Source organism: Kribbella steppae (assembly GCF_004342025.1).
GTDB lineage: Bacteria > Actinomycetota > Actinomycetes > Propionibacteriales > Kribbellaceae > Kribbella > Kribbella steppae.
Genome location: NZ_SLWN01000018.1, coordinates 179898 through 197101, shown reverse-complemented (window position 1 = coordinate 197101; position 17204 = coordinate 179898). Strand labels below are relative to the sequence as shown.

Below are 17204 nucleotides of genomic sequence, written 5' to 3'. Positions count from 1 at the left end.
CGTCACCCTCGAACCCGCCGCCTGAACCACAACCGGCTCCCCTGCGCTCCACCGGCATCTTGCCGCACGCCCGACCCGGTCCATTTTCGGATTAGTCGTTCTGGAAGTTGCGCAGGCTGGAGTTGAAGCCCGCCGGGTCGATGTAGTTGTTCATGTACAGGCGCTTGAGGTTCTGCTGGATCGTCGAGTGCCTGACCTCGTCGATCATCTGGATCGCCTGGCCGTTGTGCAACTCGGGGTTCGGCACCGTCCGGAACAGCAGCGGCATCGCCCGGGCCGCCGAGATCTCCGGCAGCGGGATGATGCTCAGGAACAACTTCTGCCACTCCAACCAGCGCTCCTGGACCTGGCGGAACATGTTGCCGCGGATCGCGCCGTCCGAGGCGCCGTACACCCGGTGATCCTTCTCCTCCTGCATCGGGAAGTACGACCGCAGGACCTGCTTGAGCGGGTCCTTCTTCTGAGCCTTCTGGAACGAATAGTCGGTCCCGTACTGAGAGACCGGCTCGTGGTACGCGGGCTCCCAGGACAGTTCCTGGATCTTCTGGTGGGCCTTCGCCACACTCTGGCGACTCATGGCACTCCTCACCCTCGCTGTGGCCGCTGGCCTGGCCCCATCGCCGGTCCGGCATGTCGATGCCGTCCCCGACCGCGAGGCCGCGTGGGCGTGGGCTCTCGACGCGAGCCCACGTCTTGCTTGCGTTTGCAGTACATCGCCACCGTGGTCGCCGGGAGGTCTCAAATTGAGACCCCTCGCCTCAGGGGTCGCCGAACACGGCCTCCCGGAGCTGGGCGAGCTCTGCCTCCGCGTCCTGCAGACTCCGGGCGTCGCCGGGAGTGGACGGTCGGATGCCGAGCGCGAGCAGAAGAGCGGCGGCCGCGTCGCCGGGATCGCCTGCCGTGCCCAGCACGGGGTGCAGCCCCGCATCGGCGAGGTGGTGGAAGACCGCGTTCACGATCGTCCACGGGTTGTACGTCTCATCGGCCGGCAGGTCGTCGTCCATCCGGTACCTCCTCCGCTCTTCACATCCCACTCCTCGGCGAGCGGCCTGACTGTCTCAATCTGAGACAACCGAACGCTCGCGAAGTACTAGGCTGAAGAGGGCGATGCCATCGGCGGGGGAGACCCCTACATCCGCCAGGTCTCCCGGGCGTCGCCAGGAGGTCCCGTGGACGAATCGGCACCTGTGTCAGGCGACAGCCGCCAGCTTGCCCAGGCCCGGCTGAGTTTTCTGACGTACGACCCGTTCCCGGTCGGCGACGTACGCCGTCCGGTCCTGGCCTCCTGGGTGCGTTCCCGGCGGTGGAACCTCCCGGCCGACCGGATCGACCTGCCGTATGTCGCGGACCCCGACCTCGACCTGCCGCTGGCCCGCAGCGCGACCCCGGTGCTGCGCCGGCTCCACGAGCACCTCGCCGGACAGCCGATCAGCGTCATTCTCACCGAACGCAACGGGCTGGTGCTCCGCCGGCTGACCGCCGACGCCGAGCTGAGCAGGCACCTGGACCGGGTCCACCTCGCGCCGGGCTTCAGCTACTCCGAACAGTTCGCGGGCACCAACGGCATCGGTACGGCGCTCGAGCGCGGTGGCCCGATGCATGTCTTCGGGCACGAGCACTACGCGGAGGATCTGGAGGACCTCGCCTGTGCCGGGGTACCGATCAAACACCCGATCACCGGCAAGACCGTGGGGGCCATCGACCTCACCTGCTGGCGCAAGGACGCCGGATCGCTGCTGATCACGCTGGCCAAGACCACCGCGGACCAGATCCGTGCGGCTTTGCTGAGGGACAGCTCGGCCCGGGAGCAGGAACTGCTCCAGGAGTACCTGCTGGCCGGGCGCCGGTCCAGTGACATGGTGCTCGCGGTCAACGACGACCTGCTGCTCATGAACGCCATCGCACAGCAGTCCCTCGACGGCAGCGATCAGGCGGCTGTCCTCGCCCACGCCGCCGATCTGGTGGCTCAGGTCGGCACCGACGCCCTGGTGGTCGAGCTCCCGAGCGGGCGACGAGTGCGCATCACCTGCCGGTCGGTGCCCGAAGGTGGACGGGGAGCAGGTGCCGTCATCCAGGTCACCGAGCGGGCGTCCGGCCAGGGTTTGACCAGTGTCAGGGCGCACCGGCCGCCACCACGCCCGGAGCTGCCGGGCATCGTGGGCCGGAGCGCGCCGTGGCTCGCGACCAGCCGGGCCGTGGACAACGCCTATCGCGCCGGGCACTGGATCGTGCTCAGTGGCGAGTCAGGCGCCGGCAAGGTGGCGCTCACCCGGGCGGCCCACCGGCAGAACAACCCGGCCGGATCGTTCCATCTGGTCGATGCCGGCAGAGCATCGGATCACTTCGCGGACGAGCTCGAGGCGGAGCTGACCGACGACACCGTCCAGGCGTTGGTGATCCGCCACGCCGAACGGCTCGGAGCGGGGCGGCTCGACGAGCTGGTCGGCGCCTTGCACAGTGGCCGTGAGCGCCGGCTGTCAGATCCGCCGTGGGTCGCGTTGACGCTGACGACCGGAGGTTCGAACGAGCCCGATCTGGGCGAGTTGCTGACGTTGTTCCCGATCACTGTCGACGTGCCGCCGCTGCGGCAACACATCGACGACGTTCGTGAGCTGGTCCCGTTCTTCCTGAGCCAGTTGAGCCACGGCGACCTGAGCTGTTCGCCGGAAGCGCTGCACCAGCTGCTGCGATCGGCCTGGCCGGGCAACACCGCTGAGCTGCACCAGGTCCTGAAGCAGGTGGTCCATCACCGGCGCCGGACCGGCGTCATCATGCTGGCCGACTTGCCGGCTGACCTGCAGGCGATCAGCCGCCGCAGCCTCAGCCAGCTGGAGGCCCTGGAGCGCGACGCGATCATCCGCAGCCTGCTCGACAACAACGGCAACCGACGCGACGCCGCACGCTCGCTGGGAATGTCCCGAGCCACCATCTACCGCAAGATCCACGACTACGGGATCCGCTGACCCGACCTCAGCTGTCGAGGAGGTGGAGGGCTTCCTGGATGGAGTTGGTGACTGGTAGGCCGGTGGCTTCGAGGGCGATGTGGGCCATGGCGCCGGTGTTGACGAGGATGCAGTGGGTGCCGGCCGCCTGGGCGGCGAGTGCGTCATCGACGACGTCGCCGATGAGTACGACGTCCGCCGGGTCCAGGGACTGTGCCTCGAGGTGTTGCCGCAGGCTGTCGGTCTTGGAGCCGCCACCGACGTCCCCGGGCAGTCCGTCGATGCGGCTGAAGTAGCCGGTGAGTCCGAACTGGTCGATCGTGGGGACGAGTCGGGCGTGGAACCACATCGACAACAGGGACTGGGTCCGCCCGCTCTCGGCCCAGCGCTGTAGTTCCGCCGGTACTCCTGTCGCCAGACCGCAAGTGTGCAGGAGGGCGTCGTACCGCTCGTGGTAGAGCTTGTCGACGCGGGCCCATTCCTCGTCGTCGAGCGGGCGCTGCAGGATCTGTTCGTAGGAGACCCGCATCGGTCGCGCGTAGAGCGCCTGCCACTCGGCCCACGTGAGACTCGCGCAGCCGAAGTCGACGCAGACCGCGTTGACTGCGGCCAGTACAGCGTCGTTGTCGTTCAGCAGAGTCCCGTTCCAGTCCCACACGACATGCGAAATCACCCCGCAACTCTAGACGCCGGTGGGCGACAGGTTGCTCCGTGGTCGCGTTGGGTACCTTGGTCAGAATGCTGGTGGCGAATCGATACAGACTGGGGCCTTCGATCGGGCGGGGCGGCATGGGAGAGGTCTTCCGTGCCACCGATGAACAATTGGGACGTCCGGTCGCGGTCAAGTTGCTGTTACCGTCCGATCACGCTGCGCGAGCGGCCGAGCGATTCCATCGCGAGGCGCGTGCCGCGGCGAGGCTGAGCGACCCCCACGTCGTGTCCGTGTACGACTTCGGCCAGCACGGCGACGGCTTCTTCCTGGTGATGGAGCTGGTCGAAGGCCGGAGTCTCGCCGAGGAGGTCGCCCAGCACGGCTCACTGCCGAAGGACCGCGCGATCGACCTGATCGAGCAGGCCGCCGCGGGCCTGGCCGCGGCGCATCGGGAGGATGTCGTCCATCGGGACGTCAAACCGAGCAACCTGCTGCTGACGCCGGACGGGACCGTCAAGGTCGCGGACTTCGGTATCGCTCACCTTCCAGGGGAAGGGACGACCACGCTGACGGTGACCGGCCAGATCATCGGCAGCACGCACTACCTCTCGCCCGAGCGAGCGAGAGGCGCCCAGGCCGGCAAGGCATCGGATGTCTACGCGCTGGGTTGCGTGCTCTACCACCTGGTCACCGGTGAACCGCCGTTCACAGCGGAACACCCGGCCGCGATTCTCTACCAGCACGTCGACGCAACTCCGGAATCTCCGAGTCTGCTCCGCCCGGAACTCGCCGGCCCGTTCGAGCACGTCCTGCTCCAGATGCTCGCCAAGGATCCCGCCGACCGTCCATCGGCGGCCGCGATCGCGGCCGGTTCCCTGCGCGCCGAGCAAGACCCCGCCCTGACCATCGCGACCGTCCCGGTCGGCGCGCCGGAGCCGCCTGACACCGAGGCGACGGAGTCGACCAATACCGTGGCGAGGGGGTCGGCCGACCAGTCGCGGAACATGGCGCTGCTGGCCGGAGTGCTCGCCCTCCTCGCGACCACAGGAGCTGTGCTGGCTGTGGTCCTGCTCAACGGCGACGCGCCGAGAGTGCCCCCGACGACCGATGTCGTTCCCCAACCGGGGGCGAGCTCGAGTACCGCGGAGCCGAGCCCTTCCGCGACCCGAACTTCATCCACGACTGGCTCGACCCAGCCCCGCACCACGAACCCGACCACGTCGGCGCCGCCGTCGCAAAGCGCCTCTCAGCCAACCACGCTCCCGACCTCGCCTACTGCGACAACCAGTACGACGAGCGCGCCCACCCAGAGCAGTACGACGCCGAGCGTGCCCACGCAGGGAACGACATCGACGAGCACCTCCCCGTCAAGTACTCCGCCCTCCGAGACCCCCACAACGGGCACCCCGGCGACAGATACCCCATCACCGAATGCGCAGGGGAACGACTAGGGTGCGTCTCTTAATTCCCCGCAGCACGCAGGGAATTAGGAGACGTGCCCTAGCCCTTACCAGGCGGCTTCCCGAGGTTGGGTGCGGTCCTCGGTGGCGACGAGAACATCGAGCAGGAACTCCTGCAGCTCGGTGCGGACGCTGCGATGCGCGGGGTCGTCCCACAGATTGCGGAGCTCGTCCGGGTCGGCGTCCAGGTCGTACAGCTCGCCGGTCCGATCGCCGGCCGTGGCGGGAGCCCCATGCTGTACGACGAGCTTCCACTGGTGCCGCCGGAGCATGGTGAGGTGGACCGGGGGATCGTACGGTTGGCCGCTGTTGCGGTACTCACTGAGTGCCCAGCCGCGGCCACTCGCGCGGCCGGTTGCCAATGGCAACAGATCCTGACCTTGACCTCGCCCTTCCGAGGGGGCACCGGTGGCGGTGAGGATCGTGGCTGCGATGTCGATCCACTGCACCAGCTCCCGGCAACGAGTCCCGGCAGGTAGCTCACCCGGCCATCGGAGCAGCAGCGGGACGCGCACGGCCTGTTCGTACATCATCGGGCCCTTGAGCATGAGTTGGTGGTCGCCGAGCATCTCCCCGTGGTCGCTGGTGAAAACGACCAGCGTGTTCTCGGCGAGTCCGTCTCGGTCCAGCGCGTCGAGGATGCGCCCGACTTCGTCGTCGACCAGCGTCACCATCGCGTAGTACGCCGCCTTGACCTCCTGCAGCTCGTCGGCCGAGTACGACGTGTAGCCGCGAGCCTTCCCGGCGTACGAGGCGTGCGAGGCCTCGGTCTGGATCGGCGGCTTCCCGGTGAGCTCGTCCTCGACTGTGACCGGGCGGCTCAACGACTTGTCCCGGTAGCGCTTCAAGTACTCCTCGGGAGCGTCGAAGCCGTGATGGGGATCGAAGAAGTTGGCGATGAACAGGAACGGCTTGTCGCGCTGACGCGAGCGGGTCAGGAACTCGATCGTCTGGTCGCCGATCCAGCGGCTGTAGTGCACCTCGGTCGGCAGCGAGTCGTAGTCGACCTCCGCCCCGATCAGATCGGGCCGGACTGTGTGCAACCAGCGGTGGTACTCGTTCTCCGACGAGCCCGGGTAGGGGTCGTGCGCCCAGCGGTAGACCCGGAATCCGTCGTCCTGACGCTTCTCGAGCCGGCCACCGAAACAGGCGCTGAGATGGAACTTGCCGACCAGGCCGCAGTCGTACCCGGCATCGGCCAGATCCTTGCTGAACAGTCGCTCGGCGTCCGGGAGCCCGACACCGTTGGCCCAGAGTCCGTGTGAGTGCACGTACCGCCCGGTCATCAAACTGGCCCGCGACGGTCCGCACACCGGGTTCTGGACATAGCAGTTCTCGAACAGCACACCCTGCGCCGCGAGCCGGTCGAGGTTCGGGGTCTCGATCTCGTCGTTGCCGTAGGCGCCCAAGGCGGAGAACCGCTGCTGATCGGTACAGATGAGCAGCACGTTGGGACGGGGCATGAACGTCAGTCTCGATCGCCCGTTCGTTAACGTCAAGAGTCCAGAATAAATCGACGGTGATTAAATCCGGGCTCTTGACAGAAATAATCAGGACGGCCAGAGTCGTCTGCCGTGACCAAGGAATCCGCCGGACCTCTCCGTCTGCTTCGTGAGACCCACGAGGAGCGGGTGCTCGCCGCGCTGCGCGCGCAGGGAGCGCTGACGCGTGCACAGCTGGCCGACCAGGCCAACCTGTCGAGAGCGACGCTGTCGTCCATCGTGCAGGACCTGCTGGCCAAGCAGGCGATCACCGAGACCACGGCCAACGGGGAAGCAGTCCGGGGGCGCGGTCGTCCGGTCTCCGTGCTCACCCTGAACGCCGCCGGCGGGCTGGCCCTGGGCATGGATCTCGGTCATCGCCGGATCCAGGTCACCGTCGCGAACGTCGCGCACGAGGTGGTCGCCTCCGAAGGGATCGCCTGCTCGGAACGCACACCCTGGGGACGGCGACTCGATCTCGCACTCGCACTCGTCGACGAGCTGACCGCACGCCAGGAGATCTCACTCAGCGCGCTGGCCGGTGTCGGAGTGGGTGTCGTCGGCCCCGTCTCCGAGACCGGGGATCACCCACACCCGAGCCGTGTCTCGCGGACCGCACTGGTCCGCGACGGTCTTGCCGAGCGGTTCGGAGTGCCGGTGTACGTCGACAACAACACCCGGCTGGCCGCGCTCGCCGAGGCGATCTGGGGCGCGGGCGCCGGCGTGCAGGACGTCCTCTACCTCCGATTGTCGTACGGCGTCGGCGGAGGTCTCGTCCTGGGCGGTCACCTCTTCTCAGGAGCGGGCGGCGCGGCAGGCGAGCTCGGCCACATCAGCGTCGACAGGAGCGGGCCGCGTTGCGCGTGTGGTGGCCGTGGATGCCTCGAGCGGTACGTGTCGCTGGCGGCGGTTCTCGAGCAGAGCGGCGTACGGCGCTTCGACGAGTTCCTGCGGCGGCTCGACGCGGGGGATGAGACCGCTCGGCGGGTGATCGACGACGCCGGCACCCGCATCGGGGAGGTTTTGGCGGCGGCCTGCAACACGGTGAACCCGGACACGGTCGTCATCGGTGGCGAGCTGGCGGACGCGGGCGATCAGCTGTTGCGTCCGCTCCGGGCGGCTCTCCGGCAGTACACACACTCACAGGTCCGCCGGCACTTGCGCATCGCACCGGCGGTCCTCGGGCACGACGACGCGGCCCGCGGCGGGATCGCCCTGGTGCTTCGTCGTTCGGCCCTGCTGGCCGGCTACCCGGCCACCGCCCCTGGTCCCTCGCCGGAGGACCAGGCCCACGACATCGGTTGAGGAGGCAGCTCACCATGAGCACACCGACCACGAATCGCCCGTCCCGCCGCCAGCTTCTCCGCACTGTCGGCGGCCTTGCCCTCGGGGTACCGATCCTCAACGCCTGCACCGGAGGCGGTCAGTCGGCCGAGCAGGCGAACGCGCCGGCGGCGGAGCCTTCGGGTCCTGTCACGGTCCAGTGGTGGGATCAGTTCCGGCCGCTGACCGAGCTCTTCGAGAAGGGCCTCTTCGCCGACTACACCAAGGAACACCCGAACGTGACCGTGCGGCGGCGGCAGCTGGATGCGCCCGACCTCGGTCAGGCGCTGCAACTCGCCCGGCGCAGCAACCAGCTGCCCGACGTGCACTCGACAGCCGGCCTGACCGGCAGCTCGGCCGCGCTGGTCGCGAACGGCTGGTTCCAGCCGATCGGCGACTTCTTCGACATCGACAGCACGCCGCTGAAGGACTACGTGTACGACGGGATCCACCGCTTCGACGGGAAGCTGTACACGTTCCCGATCTTCAGCGGTCAGTGGCACGACTCGACCTCCTGGGTGAACACCGCCCTGGTGAAGCAGGCCGGCCTCGATCCCGAGCAGTCGCCGGCGACCTGGGACGACTACCGCACCGCCGTACGGACGATCGACCAGAAGACCCCGGACTCGGTCCACGGTCTGCTGCTGCCGATGAAGGACACCGACTATCTGGCCGGCAAGTTGATCGCGCTGGCTCAGATCGGTGGCGCGCCCGGCCTGACCGACTGGAAGACGGGCGAGATCGCCATCGCCTCCGAGCCGTTCTACCAGGCGATGGAGTTCCTGCTGGCGCTGAAGAGCGACGGGGTGCTGCATCCCGCCTCGTCCTCGCTCGGACCGCGGGACGCGCGGGCACGCTGGGCGGCGGGTGAGGCGGCGCTGTTCCCCTGGGGACCGTGGTTCATCGGTGGCCTGATGGTCGAGGAATCACCTGCCGTCGAACGAGGAATCGCCGCCTGGCAACTGCCGGCGCCGTCGGCGCAGCGGGGGAGTGTGTACGTCGGTCCGCCGTCCGGCTCGTTCTGGGTGTCGGACCAGGCGAAGAACCCGAAGACCGCAGCCGGCGTGCTCGGCGCGATGGCGACCCCGGAGTTCGCCACGCTGCTGGCGGCCCGGATGGACCAGCCGCCGATCCTCGTCGACATGGTCGAGAAGGCCGACGTGCATCCGGCGTACAAGAAGAACATCGAGTACTTCAAGCAGGACGTCCGGACGGCACCGGTGCCCGAGGTGCGCAACGGTGCGGTGGCCAAGGTGCTGGCCGAGACGCGCGACGTCCACCCCGATCCGGGCGAGATCGTCCAGGCGGTGCTGACCGGCTCGATCAAGGATTACAAGGCAGCCTTCAAGCAGTACGCCGACAAGGCCAAGGCCGAGCGCGAACGGGCGATCGGCGCGGCCAAGAAGAAGGGGGCTGAGGTCAGCGAGGCCGACTGGGTCTTCGACAACTGGGAGCCTGGCAAGGACTACACGCAGGCGCAGTACAAATGACCACGACGACGGCCCCGCCGGTACGGCGTGAGACGCCGCCGTCCCGGCCGCCACGTCGTACCGTCTGGCGGCGGATGCGGGACGACTGGTGGATCTACCTGTTCCTGCTTCCGACGGTGCTCGGGTACGGCGCGTACACGGTCTACCCGCTGGTCGCCAGCTGGTGGTACGCGTTCCTGGACTGGCCCGGGTTCGCGGACGCCGGCACCTTCATCGGGTTCGCGAACTTCGAGCTGCTCTGGGCCGACGACCTGTTCTGGAACGCGTTCGGCAACTCGCTGGTCTTCCTGGCGATCGCCGTACCGCTGCGGGTCGGTCTGGCCCTGCTGCTGGCGATCGTGCTGAACAAGCCGACGACGCCGTTGCGCGGCTTGTTCCGGACGTTGCTGTTCCTGCCGGTGGTGACCACCGGGGCGATCGTCGGAGTCGTGTTCACCCTCATCCTCGACGCCGGCGGGCCGGTCAACCTGGCCTTGGTGAAGTCCGCGCTGGTGGACAGCCCGGTCGACTTCCTCGGCTCGTCCGGCCTCTCGCTCTACAGCGTCATCGGGGTGTGGGTGTGGAAGTGGCTCGGTATCACGCTGATCTACTGGCTGGCCGCCCTGCAGACGATTCCGTCCGAGCTGTACGAAGCGGCGCGGGTCGACGGTGCGGGCCCGTGGAAGGAGTTCCGCCATGTCACGCTGCCGCTGCTGGTTCCGTTCCTGGTGGTGATCACCCTGATCGACATGGTCGGCGCGCTGAACGTCTTCGACCTGGTCATGACGCTGACCGGCGGCGGACCGGCGTTCTCCTCCGAAGTCGTCGAGGTCTACATCTACCGAACCGCGTTCGGTGCGACGGTGCCGCAGCTCGGCTACGCCTCCGCGGCAGCGGTGCTGTTCGGCCTGCTCACCATGGTGCTGGCGGTCGGCCAGGCGCTCGGCATCCGCGCCGCGAGAAAGGCGATGACATGATCGCGACGAGAAGTTCACGCTGGTTGACCGGGACCGGGTTGGCGCTGCTGTGCGCGGTCTGGATCTATCCGTTCCTGTGGTTGGTGTCGGCCTCGCTGAAGAGCGGGCCGGAGATCTTCTCGAAGGGTCTCAATCTGTTGCCCGAGGCGCCCGTCTGGGAGAACTACAGCCGCGCCTGGTCGGAGGTCGGCTTCTCGTCGTACATGCTGAACACGGTCCTGATCACGCTGGGCACGGTCGTGCTGGTGATCCTGCGCAGCGCGCTGGCCGGCTACGTGCTCGGCCGGTACGACTTCGTCGGCAAGAAGGTCCTGATCGGTGTGTTCCTGGTGACGTTCTTCCTGCCCGAGGGCTACACGATCATCCCGGTGACCCAGCTGACCGACCAGCTGCATCTGCTGAACTCACATGTCGGTGTCATCCTCGGGCTCGGCGCGGGCGGGCACGCGGCGGCGACCCTGCTGTACGCCGGGTTCTTCCGCACCATCCCGAAGGACCTGGAGGACTCCGCCCGGATGGACGGCGCCGGACCGCTGACCATCTTCTTCCGGATCATGCTTCCGCTGGCGAAGCCGATCACGGTGAGCGTCTTCATCCTGCAGTTCCTGGCCGCCTGGAACGCCTACCTGCTGCCGCTCGTCTTCACCCTCAGCCACCCCGAGCTGCGCACGCTGGCCGTCGGCATGTCCGCGTTCGTCGGCGAGCACGACACCGACTGGGCCGGCATGGCCGCCGCGGCGGTGCTGTCGCTCGCTCCGGTCGTCGCCGTCTTCGTACTGCTGCAGCGGCAGTTCGTGGAGAGCCTGGCCGGCGCGGTGAAGCAGTGAGCGCGCCCACGAACATCCTGCTGCTCATGACCGACCAGCACAGGTTGGACACCCTGGGCTGCTACGGCAACCAAGTGTGCGAGACACCCGCGCTGGACGCTCTCGCCGCCGGCGGGAGCCGGTTCACGAACGGGTTCACCCCGACCGCGATCTGCACACCCGCCCGGGCCACGCTGCAAACTGGTGTCCTCCCTTACCGGCACACCCTGCTGGCGAACTACGAGCGGAACGTCGGATATCGAGAGGAACTCGACGACGACGCGTTCCCGCCGTTCTCGCAGTACCTGCACAAGGCCGGCTATCAGCTCGGCCACATCGGCAAGTGGCATGTCGGCAAGGTCAAGGGACCGGCCGACTTCGGGTACGACGGTGAGCACTATCCGGGTTGGGGCAACGCGGTGCAGCACCCGGACTATCGCCAGTACCTGGCCGAGCACGGTTACCCGGAGTTCGCCGTACGATCGCCGGTGCGGGGGACGTTCGCCAACGGTGAGCCGGGGAATCTCCTGGCCGGGATCCTCGAGCAACCGGTGGAGGCCACGTTCGAGTACTTCCTGGCCGAGCGGACGATCGAGCAGCTTCGCCGGTACGCCGAGGACGGGCGCCCGTTCTACCTGACGTGCAACTGGTTCGGCCCGCACCTGCCGTACTTGCTTCCCGAGGAGTACTACTACCGGTACGACGTCGATCGGGTCGAGCTACCGGTCTCGATCGCGGAGACGTTCGCGAACAAGCCGCGGGTCCAACAGCACTATTCGTCGCACTGGACGTTCGACAGCGTCGGACCGGACCGATGGCGCGAGCTGATCGCGGCGTACTGGGGTTACGTCACGCTGATCGACGAGCAGGTCGGCCGGATCCTGGCAGTGGTCGACGAACTCGGGCTCGCCGACGACACCGCCGTACTGTTCACCGCCGACCATGGTGAGTTCACCGGCGCGCATCGCCTGCATGACAAGGGCCCTGCGATGTACGACGACATCTACCGGGTGCCGTTGATCGCCCGCGTACCCGGCTCTCCGGCCGGGCAGGTCCAGGACGCGTTCGCCACTTTGACCGACCTGACGCCGACCTTCGTGGAGCTGGCCGGCGTCGAGGTGCCCGCGCACTACCAGGGCCGGTCGCTGCTGCCGCTCATCGCCGGGTCGCGGCCGGACGACTGGCCGGCAGAAGTGGTCGCCGAGTTCCACGGCCACCATTTTCCGTACCCGCAGCGGATGATCCGCACCGAGGACTACAAGCTGGTCGTCAACCCGGCTGACGTGAACGAGTTGTACGACCTGCGCGCCGATCCGGACGAGCTGCAGAACCGCTACGACCACCCCGAGCTGGCCGCCGTACGTCGCGCGTTGATGGGCCGCCTGTACGACGTACTCCGCGAGCGCGGGGACAACTTCTACCACTGGATGACGTCGATGTTCGAGGTCGGCGCGAAGACCTATGACACGGCCCTGAGCGACCTGGACGAGGAGACGACCCGACCGTGACTTCCGACCTCCCCACTGCCACGATCGACATCCGCCGGGACCGGCGGCACGCCATCGACCCGTTGATCTACGGGCACTTCCTGGAGTCCGCCTTCTTCGGCAACATCGACGGCGGCGTGTTCGACGAGGGCTCGCCGCTGGCGTACGACGGCGACGGTGCCCGCAACGGTCTGCGCACCGACGTGATCAAGCTCTGCCAGGAGCTCGGCCTGCCGATCGTGCGCTGGCCCGGTGGCAACTTCACGTCGCCGTACCGCTGGGAGGACGGCATCGGGCCGCGGGACTCGCGGCCGCGCCGGCTGGAACTGGCGTGGGGCGAGGAGGAGAGCAACCACTTCGGCACCGACGAGTTCCTCGCCTGGTGCGCCGAGGTCGGAACCGAGCCGTACCTCGCGCACAGCTGCCGAAGCGTGGACGATGCGGTCCGCTGGGTCGAGTACACCAACTACGGCGGCGACACCGACTACACGCGGCAGCGCGCTCGCAACGGCCACGCCGAGCCGTACGGCGTGAAGTACTGGGGACTCGGCAACGAAGTCTACGGGCGCTGGCAGATGGGACACCGCAGCGCGGAGGCGTACGCCGCGGACGCCGTCGAGCACGCACGCTTCATGCGAGCCGTGGACCCGTCGCTGAAGTTCGTCGCCGTCGGCCTGACCGACGACCGGCAGGGCTGGACCGACACAGTGATCGGGGCCGTCGGCAACATGGTCGACTACCTCTCCTTCCATCTGTACGGCGCGACCACACAACTCGTGGACGGCGTCGCCGAGTACGACGCGATCGTTGCCCAACCGCTCTACTTCGAGCAGCAGATCGTCGAGTACGCCGACCTGGTCGGCGAACTGGCCGCCCGCCACGGCCGCGAGCGCCCACTCGGTCTGGCCTTGGACGAGTGGAACATCCGCCACGTCGAACCAGCTGAGTGGCCCGATCCCTTGCCGTCGGACGATGGCGGAACGGCCGATCGCGACGTCGCCGGTCTGTCCACCGGCCCGTCGCGCCGCGTCAACCGCTGGAGCCCGAGAACGCTGGCCGACGCACTGTTCTACGCCGGTGTCTTCCATGCCCTGCACCGAGCCGGGGGACTCGAGACGCCGGTCACGATGGCCAACACCGTCAACCTGCTGAACGCGAACGGTGTGATCGTTGCCCGTCCAGGCGGTGCCGTCCGCGCGGCGACGTACCACGTCTGGGACCTCTATCAGAACCACCTCGGCCCGATCGCGCTGGCGGCCGACGTTCGGTCGTCCGGTCGACTGGCCGACGTACGGCAAGGTGACGATCGCGACCATCGCGGCGACTTCCGCACTCGTCCGGCCACGGTGCCGGATCTCGACGTCTCCGCGGCACAGACCGAGGACGGCAGCTCACTCCGACTCGCAGTGATCAATCGCCATCGGTCCGCGGCGATCCGCGCCGACCTGTCCCTGAACGGCAGTCATGGCGCGCTGCCGACGCGGGTGGCGGTCAAGGAGTTGGGCGCGGATGTCGACGACGTCCTCGCCTCGAACACCCTCAGCGCCCCGGACAACGTCGCCCTGCGGGACCGTGGCGTGATCGAGTGGTCCGCGCCGACCTACACCTTCCCCCCGCACAGCATCACCCTCCTGTCCTTCACCCTCACGGACTGATCGCGCTGGCACTCACGGTTTACAGCGCTGTAGACATTGGATTTACAGCGCTGTAAGGTCGCGGCCATGTCGACGAGCCGCCCCAACATCCTGTTGCTGATGACCGACCAGCATCGGGCCGGTTTCACTGCTGGATCCGGGTTCGGGCTGGACACGATGCCCTGTCTGGACCGGATCGCGGCTGCGGGCGCGACCTTCGACCGGGCGTACACGAGCTATCCCGCCTGCGTGCCGGCCCGGACCAGCCTGCTGACCGGCCGCTTCCCAACCGCTCACCGGGTGCGGCAGAACAGTACGGCGCAGCACGCGTACTACGCCGACGATCTGCTGGACGTGCTCCGAGGTTGCGGTTACTCACTGCACTTCGCGGGGAAGCCGCACATGCATCGCGACGCCGCTGACTTCGACACGTTCCACGGGCCGTTCATGCACGACCACGGCCCGGCCGCATCCGCGACCGAGGCCGCCTTCGACCGCTGGCTGCACGATCTCAACCACGGTGTGTCGTCCGAGCCGACGCCGTACCCGGTCGAGGCGCAGTTGCCGTACCGGATCGTGTCCGGCGCACTCGACGCGCTGGCCACGACGTCCGAGGAGGATCCGTTCTTCCTGTGGGTGTCGTTGCCCGAGCCGCACAACCCGTACCAGGTACCGGAGCCGTACTTCAGCCTGTTCGCCGAAGCCGACGTACCCGATCGCCTGGCCGGGCCGGAGGCGATCCCGGATCTCGGCTGGCGCTATCGCTGGCTGCACGAACTGACCACCGCGAAGAGACCGGGGTACGACGACGTCTGGCGAAGATACCGGGCCAACTACCTCGGCATGCTGCGGCTGATCGACGACCAGATCGCCCGCCTGTTGGCCGGCATCGGAGATCGGCTCGACGACACGCTGGTGGTGTTCGTCAGCGATCACGGCGACTACGTGGGGGAGTACGGCCTGCAGCGCAAGGGCGCCGGCATGTCCGATGCGCTGATGCGGATCCCGTTCGTGATCAGCGGACCCGGCGTGGAGGCGGGGCACCGCGAGGAGCTGGTGTCTCTTGTCGATCTACTGCCGACGGTCTGCGAGGTGGTCGGCGCCGACGTCCCGAACGGTGTACAGGGAAGGAGCCTCGCGCCCTTGCTCGCCGGCGAGATCGGACCCGAGGCCGAGTTCGGCAGCATGTACGCCGAGCTCGGATACGGCGGTATGTCGTACGACGAGCACGACCGCCCGGAACTGCATTTCGCGTACGACGGTTCGACGTACGACGAACTGAACAGCGTCACCCAGAGCGGTGGCGAACGCATGGTGGTCAGCGGCCACCACAAGCTGATCGTGGACGACTGCGGCCAGCGAAGGCTGTTCGACCTCCGTGCCGATCCGGCCGAGCTGGTCGACCTGTCCGACGACCCCGCCCACCATGACGTGCTGGACGCGCTCCAAGCCACCTTGCTGCGCTGGCTGATCCGCGTCGCCGACGACCTGCCGGCCGGGGCCTACGTACCGAAGACGACGAAGCACAACTGGCGCTGGGCCTGACCCGCGCACCCTGGAGGCGCACGATGGCTGGAATCACTCGAAGGACCCTGTTCGGCTTCGGAGCAGCGGCCCTGCGGATCGTGTTGCCGCTGCTGCGGCCGGCCCTGGTGACGACGGCGATCTTCTCGTTCATCTGGAGCTACAACGACTTCTTCACCGCACTCATCTATGTGTCCGATCCGGCCAAGCTGACGGTGCCGTTGGCGCTGCGGAGCTTCCTGGACGCGTCCGGTCAGTCCGAGTGGGGGCAGATGTTCGCGATGAGCATCGTCACGATGGTGCCGGTGCTGGCGGCGTTCGTGTTCTTCCAGCGCCGGATCGTCGAAGGGCTCGCCACCTCCGGGCTGAAGTAATCTGTTCGGCGTGAACGGCGGAGGACGGCGACTGTGACCACCAGACCGCGGCTGGCTGACGTCGCCGCTCGCGCCGGTGTCTCGATGAAGACCGTCTCGAACGTGATCAACGACTTCGAGCACGTGTCACCGCAGATGCGGGCCCGGGTCCAGGCCGCGATCGAGGAGATCGGCTACCGTCCGAACCTGTCGGCCCGCAACCTCGCGCTCGGCCGGGCCGGCATGATCGCGCTGGTCGTTCCGCAGTTGGACATGCCGTACTTCGCCGCCCTCGCCGGGCAGGTCCTGGAGGCCGCGGCGCGCAGCAACTGGGTTGTGCTGATCCAGCAGAGCGCCGGTGATCCGACCGTCGAGCGGGACGCCCTGGCCGGGCACTTCCCGCAGCGGATGGATGGACTGATCCTGAGCTCGCAGCGGATCGGTCCGGCGGAGCTGCGCGAGCGCACCGACCGGACGCCGCTCGTGATGCTGGGGGAGCGGAACTACCAGGGCCTGGTCCAGCATGTCGCGATCGACAACGTGGCTGCCGCGCAGACCGCCGTCCAACATCTGATCGACACTGGTCGTCAGCGGATCGCGCTGATCGGCTCGAGTCCCACCGATCGTCGGCACCCGAGGCTCCGCGGCTACCGTCAGGCGTTGCGGGCGGCCGGGCTGCCCGAGCGGGCCGACTGGATCAAGCCGATCCGGAGCAACCTCGGCGAGGAGGGGGAGCGGCAGATGGCCGAGCTCCTCGCAGAGAATCCCGGGAGCCCACCGGACGCCGTCTTCTGCGTGACCGACTGGGTCGCACTCGGCGTCATCCGTGCCCTGCAGACCCACGGCCTCCGCGTCCCCGACGACGTAGCCGTAGTCGGCTTCGACGACATCCCCTACGGCCGCGCAGCCACTCCAACCCTGACCACGATCTCCCCGGACCGCTCCGCCATCGCCAGAATGGCAGTCGCGTCCCTCGACGCCCAGCTCACCGCCCTCACCACAGGAACCTCTTACCAGGTCTCCGATCAGCAGGCCTCCTACCAGCTGATAATCCGCGAAAGCACCACCGGCAGTCACACCAAGTCGATCCAGTGAC

The 17204-nt window shown here is 67.9% G+C and carries 15 protein-coding genes; 11 read left to right on the top strand and 4 right to left on the bottom strand.

Going from position 1 to position 17204, the window contains the following annotated elements; all coding sequences use genetic code 11:
- Positions 1-91: 91 nt before the first annotated feature.
- Positions 92-577 carry a ferritin family protein gene (locus EV652_RS38555; RefSeq protein ID WP_199238640.1) on the bottom strand — a complete coding sequence of 162 codons (486 nt, stop codon included), beginning with the start codon at positions 575-577 and terminating at the stop codon, positions 92-94.
- 181 nt (positions 578-758) lie between these two features.
- A complete protein-coding gene (locus EV652_RS38550; RefSeq protein ID WP_132214911.1) occupies positions 759-1004 on the bottom strand; it encodes a hypothetical protein in 246 nt (81 codons plus the stop codon).
- A gap of 165 nt (positions 1005-1169) precedes the next feature.
- Here EV652_RS38550 and EV652_RS38545 point away from each other — a divergent pair, with 165 nt between their 5' ends.
- On the top strand, positions 1170-2963 hold the full coding sequence (locus tag EV652_RS38545) for a sigma-54-dependent Fis family transcriptional regulator (RefSeq protein WP_132214909.1): 1794 nt from the start codon (positions 1170-1172) through the stop codon (positions 2961-2963).
- Between the two features lie 7 nt (positions 2964-2970).
- Here the strand turns inward: EV652_RS38545 and EV652_RS38540 are convergent, their stop codons facing one another.
- Positions 2971-3615, bottom strand: a complete 645-nt coding sequence (locus EV652_RS38540; RefSeq protein ID WP_199238639.1) for an HAD family hydrolase — start codon at positions 3613-3615, stop codon at positions 2971-2973.
- 65 nt (positions 3616-3680) lie between these two features.
- Between EV652_RS38540 and EV652_RS38535 the strand changes: the two genes are divergently transcribed.
- Positions 3681-5045 (top strand): serine/threonine-protein kinase, encoded by a 1365-nt coding sequence (locus tag EV652_RS38535; RefSeq protein WP_132214907.1) that lies wholly within the window; start codon positions 3681-3683, stop codon positions 5043-5045.
- A 56-nt stretch (positions 5046-5101) separates the two neighbouring features.
- Here the strand turns inward: EV652_RS38535 and EV652_RS38530 are convergent, their stop codons facing one another.
- A complete protein-coding gene (locus tag EV652_RS38530) occupies positions 5102-6517 on the bottom strand; it encodes a sulfatase family protein (protein WP_132214905.1) in 1416 nt (471 codons plus the stop codon).
- Positions 6518-6628: 111 nt separating this feature from the next.
- Between EV652_RS38530 and EV652_RS38525 the strand changes: the two genes are divergently transcribed.
- The 9 genes from EV652_RS38525 (at position 6629) to EV652_RS38485 (ending at position 17203) form a co-directional block, all read left to right on the top strand.
- The gene (locus EV652_RS38525) at positions 6629-7840 is read left to right on the top strand and encodes an ROK family protein (protein ID WP_132214903.1); all 1212 of its coding nucleotides are present in this window, start codon (positions 6629-6631) and stop codon (positions 7838-7840) included.
- Between the two features lie 14 nt (positions 7841-7854).
- Positions 7855-9348 (top strand): ABC transporter substrate-binding protein, encoded by a 1494-nt coding sequence (locus tag EV652_RS38520; RefSeq protein WP_132214901.1) that lies wholly within the window; start codon positions 7855-7857, stop codon positions 9346-9348.
- Positions 9345-10304 carry a carbohydrate ABC transporter permease gene (locus EV652_RS38515; RefSeq protein WP_132214899.1) on the top strand — a complete coding sequence of 320 codons (960 nt, stop codon included), beginning with the start codon at positions 9345-9347 and terminating at the stop codon, positions 10302-10304. Before EV652_RS38520 ends, EV652_RS38515 begins: the two co-directional genes overlap by 4 nt.
- A complete protein-coding gene (locus tag EV652_RS38510) occupies positions 10301-11131 on the top strand; it encodes a carbohydrate ABC transporter permease (protein ID WP_132214897.1) in 831 nt (276 codons plus the stop codon). The genes EV652_RS38515 and EV652_RS38510 overlap by 4 nt, the downstream gene beginning before the upstream one ends.
- Complete coding sequence (locus EV652_RS38505) at positions 11128-12618, top strand: sulfatase family protein (protein ID WP_242002262.1); 1491 nt, start codon at positions 11128-11130, stop codon at positions 12616-12618. The genes EV652_RS38510 and EV652_RS38505 overlap by 4 nt, the downstream gene beginning before the upstream one ends.
- A complete protein-coding gene (locus EV652_RS38500) occupies positions 12615-14252 on the top strand; it encodes an alpha-L-arabinofuranosidase family protein (RefSeq protein WP_132214895.1) in 1638 nt (545 codons plus the stop codon). Before EV652_RS38505 ends, EV652_RS38500 begins: the two co-directional genes overlap by 4 nt.
- Positions 14253-14318: 66 nt before the next feature.
- On the top strand, positions 14319-15776 hold the full coding sequence (locus EV652_RS38495) for a sulfatase-like hydrolase/transferase (RefSeq protein ID WP_132214893.1): 1458 nt from the start codon (positions 14319-14321) through the stop codon (positions 15774-15776).
- 23 nt (positions 15777-15799) lie between these two features.
- Complete coding sequence (locus tag EV652_RS38490; protein WP_132214891.1) at positions 15800-16129, top strand: ABC transporter permease family protein; 330 nt, start codon at positions 15800-15802, stop codon at positions 16127-16129.
- 33 nt (positions 16130-16162) lie between these two features.
- The gene (locus tag EV652_RS38485) at positions 16163-17203 is read left to right on the top strand and encodes a LacI family DNA-binding transcriptional regulator (protein ID WP_242002261.1); all 1041 of its coding nucleotides are present in this window, start codon (positions 16163-16165) and stop codon (positions 17201-17203) included.
- Position 17204: the final 1 nt, after the last annotated feature.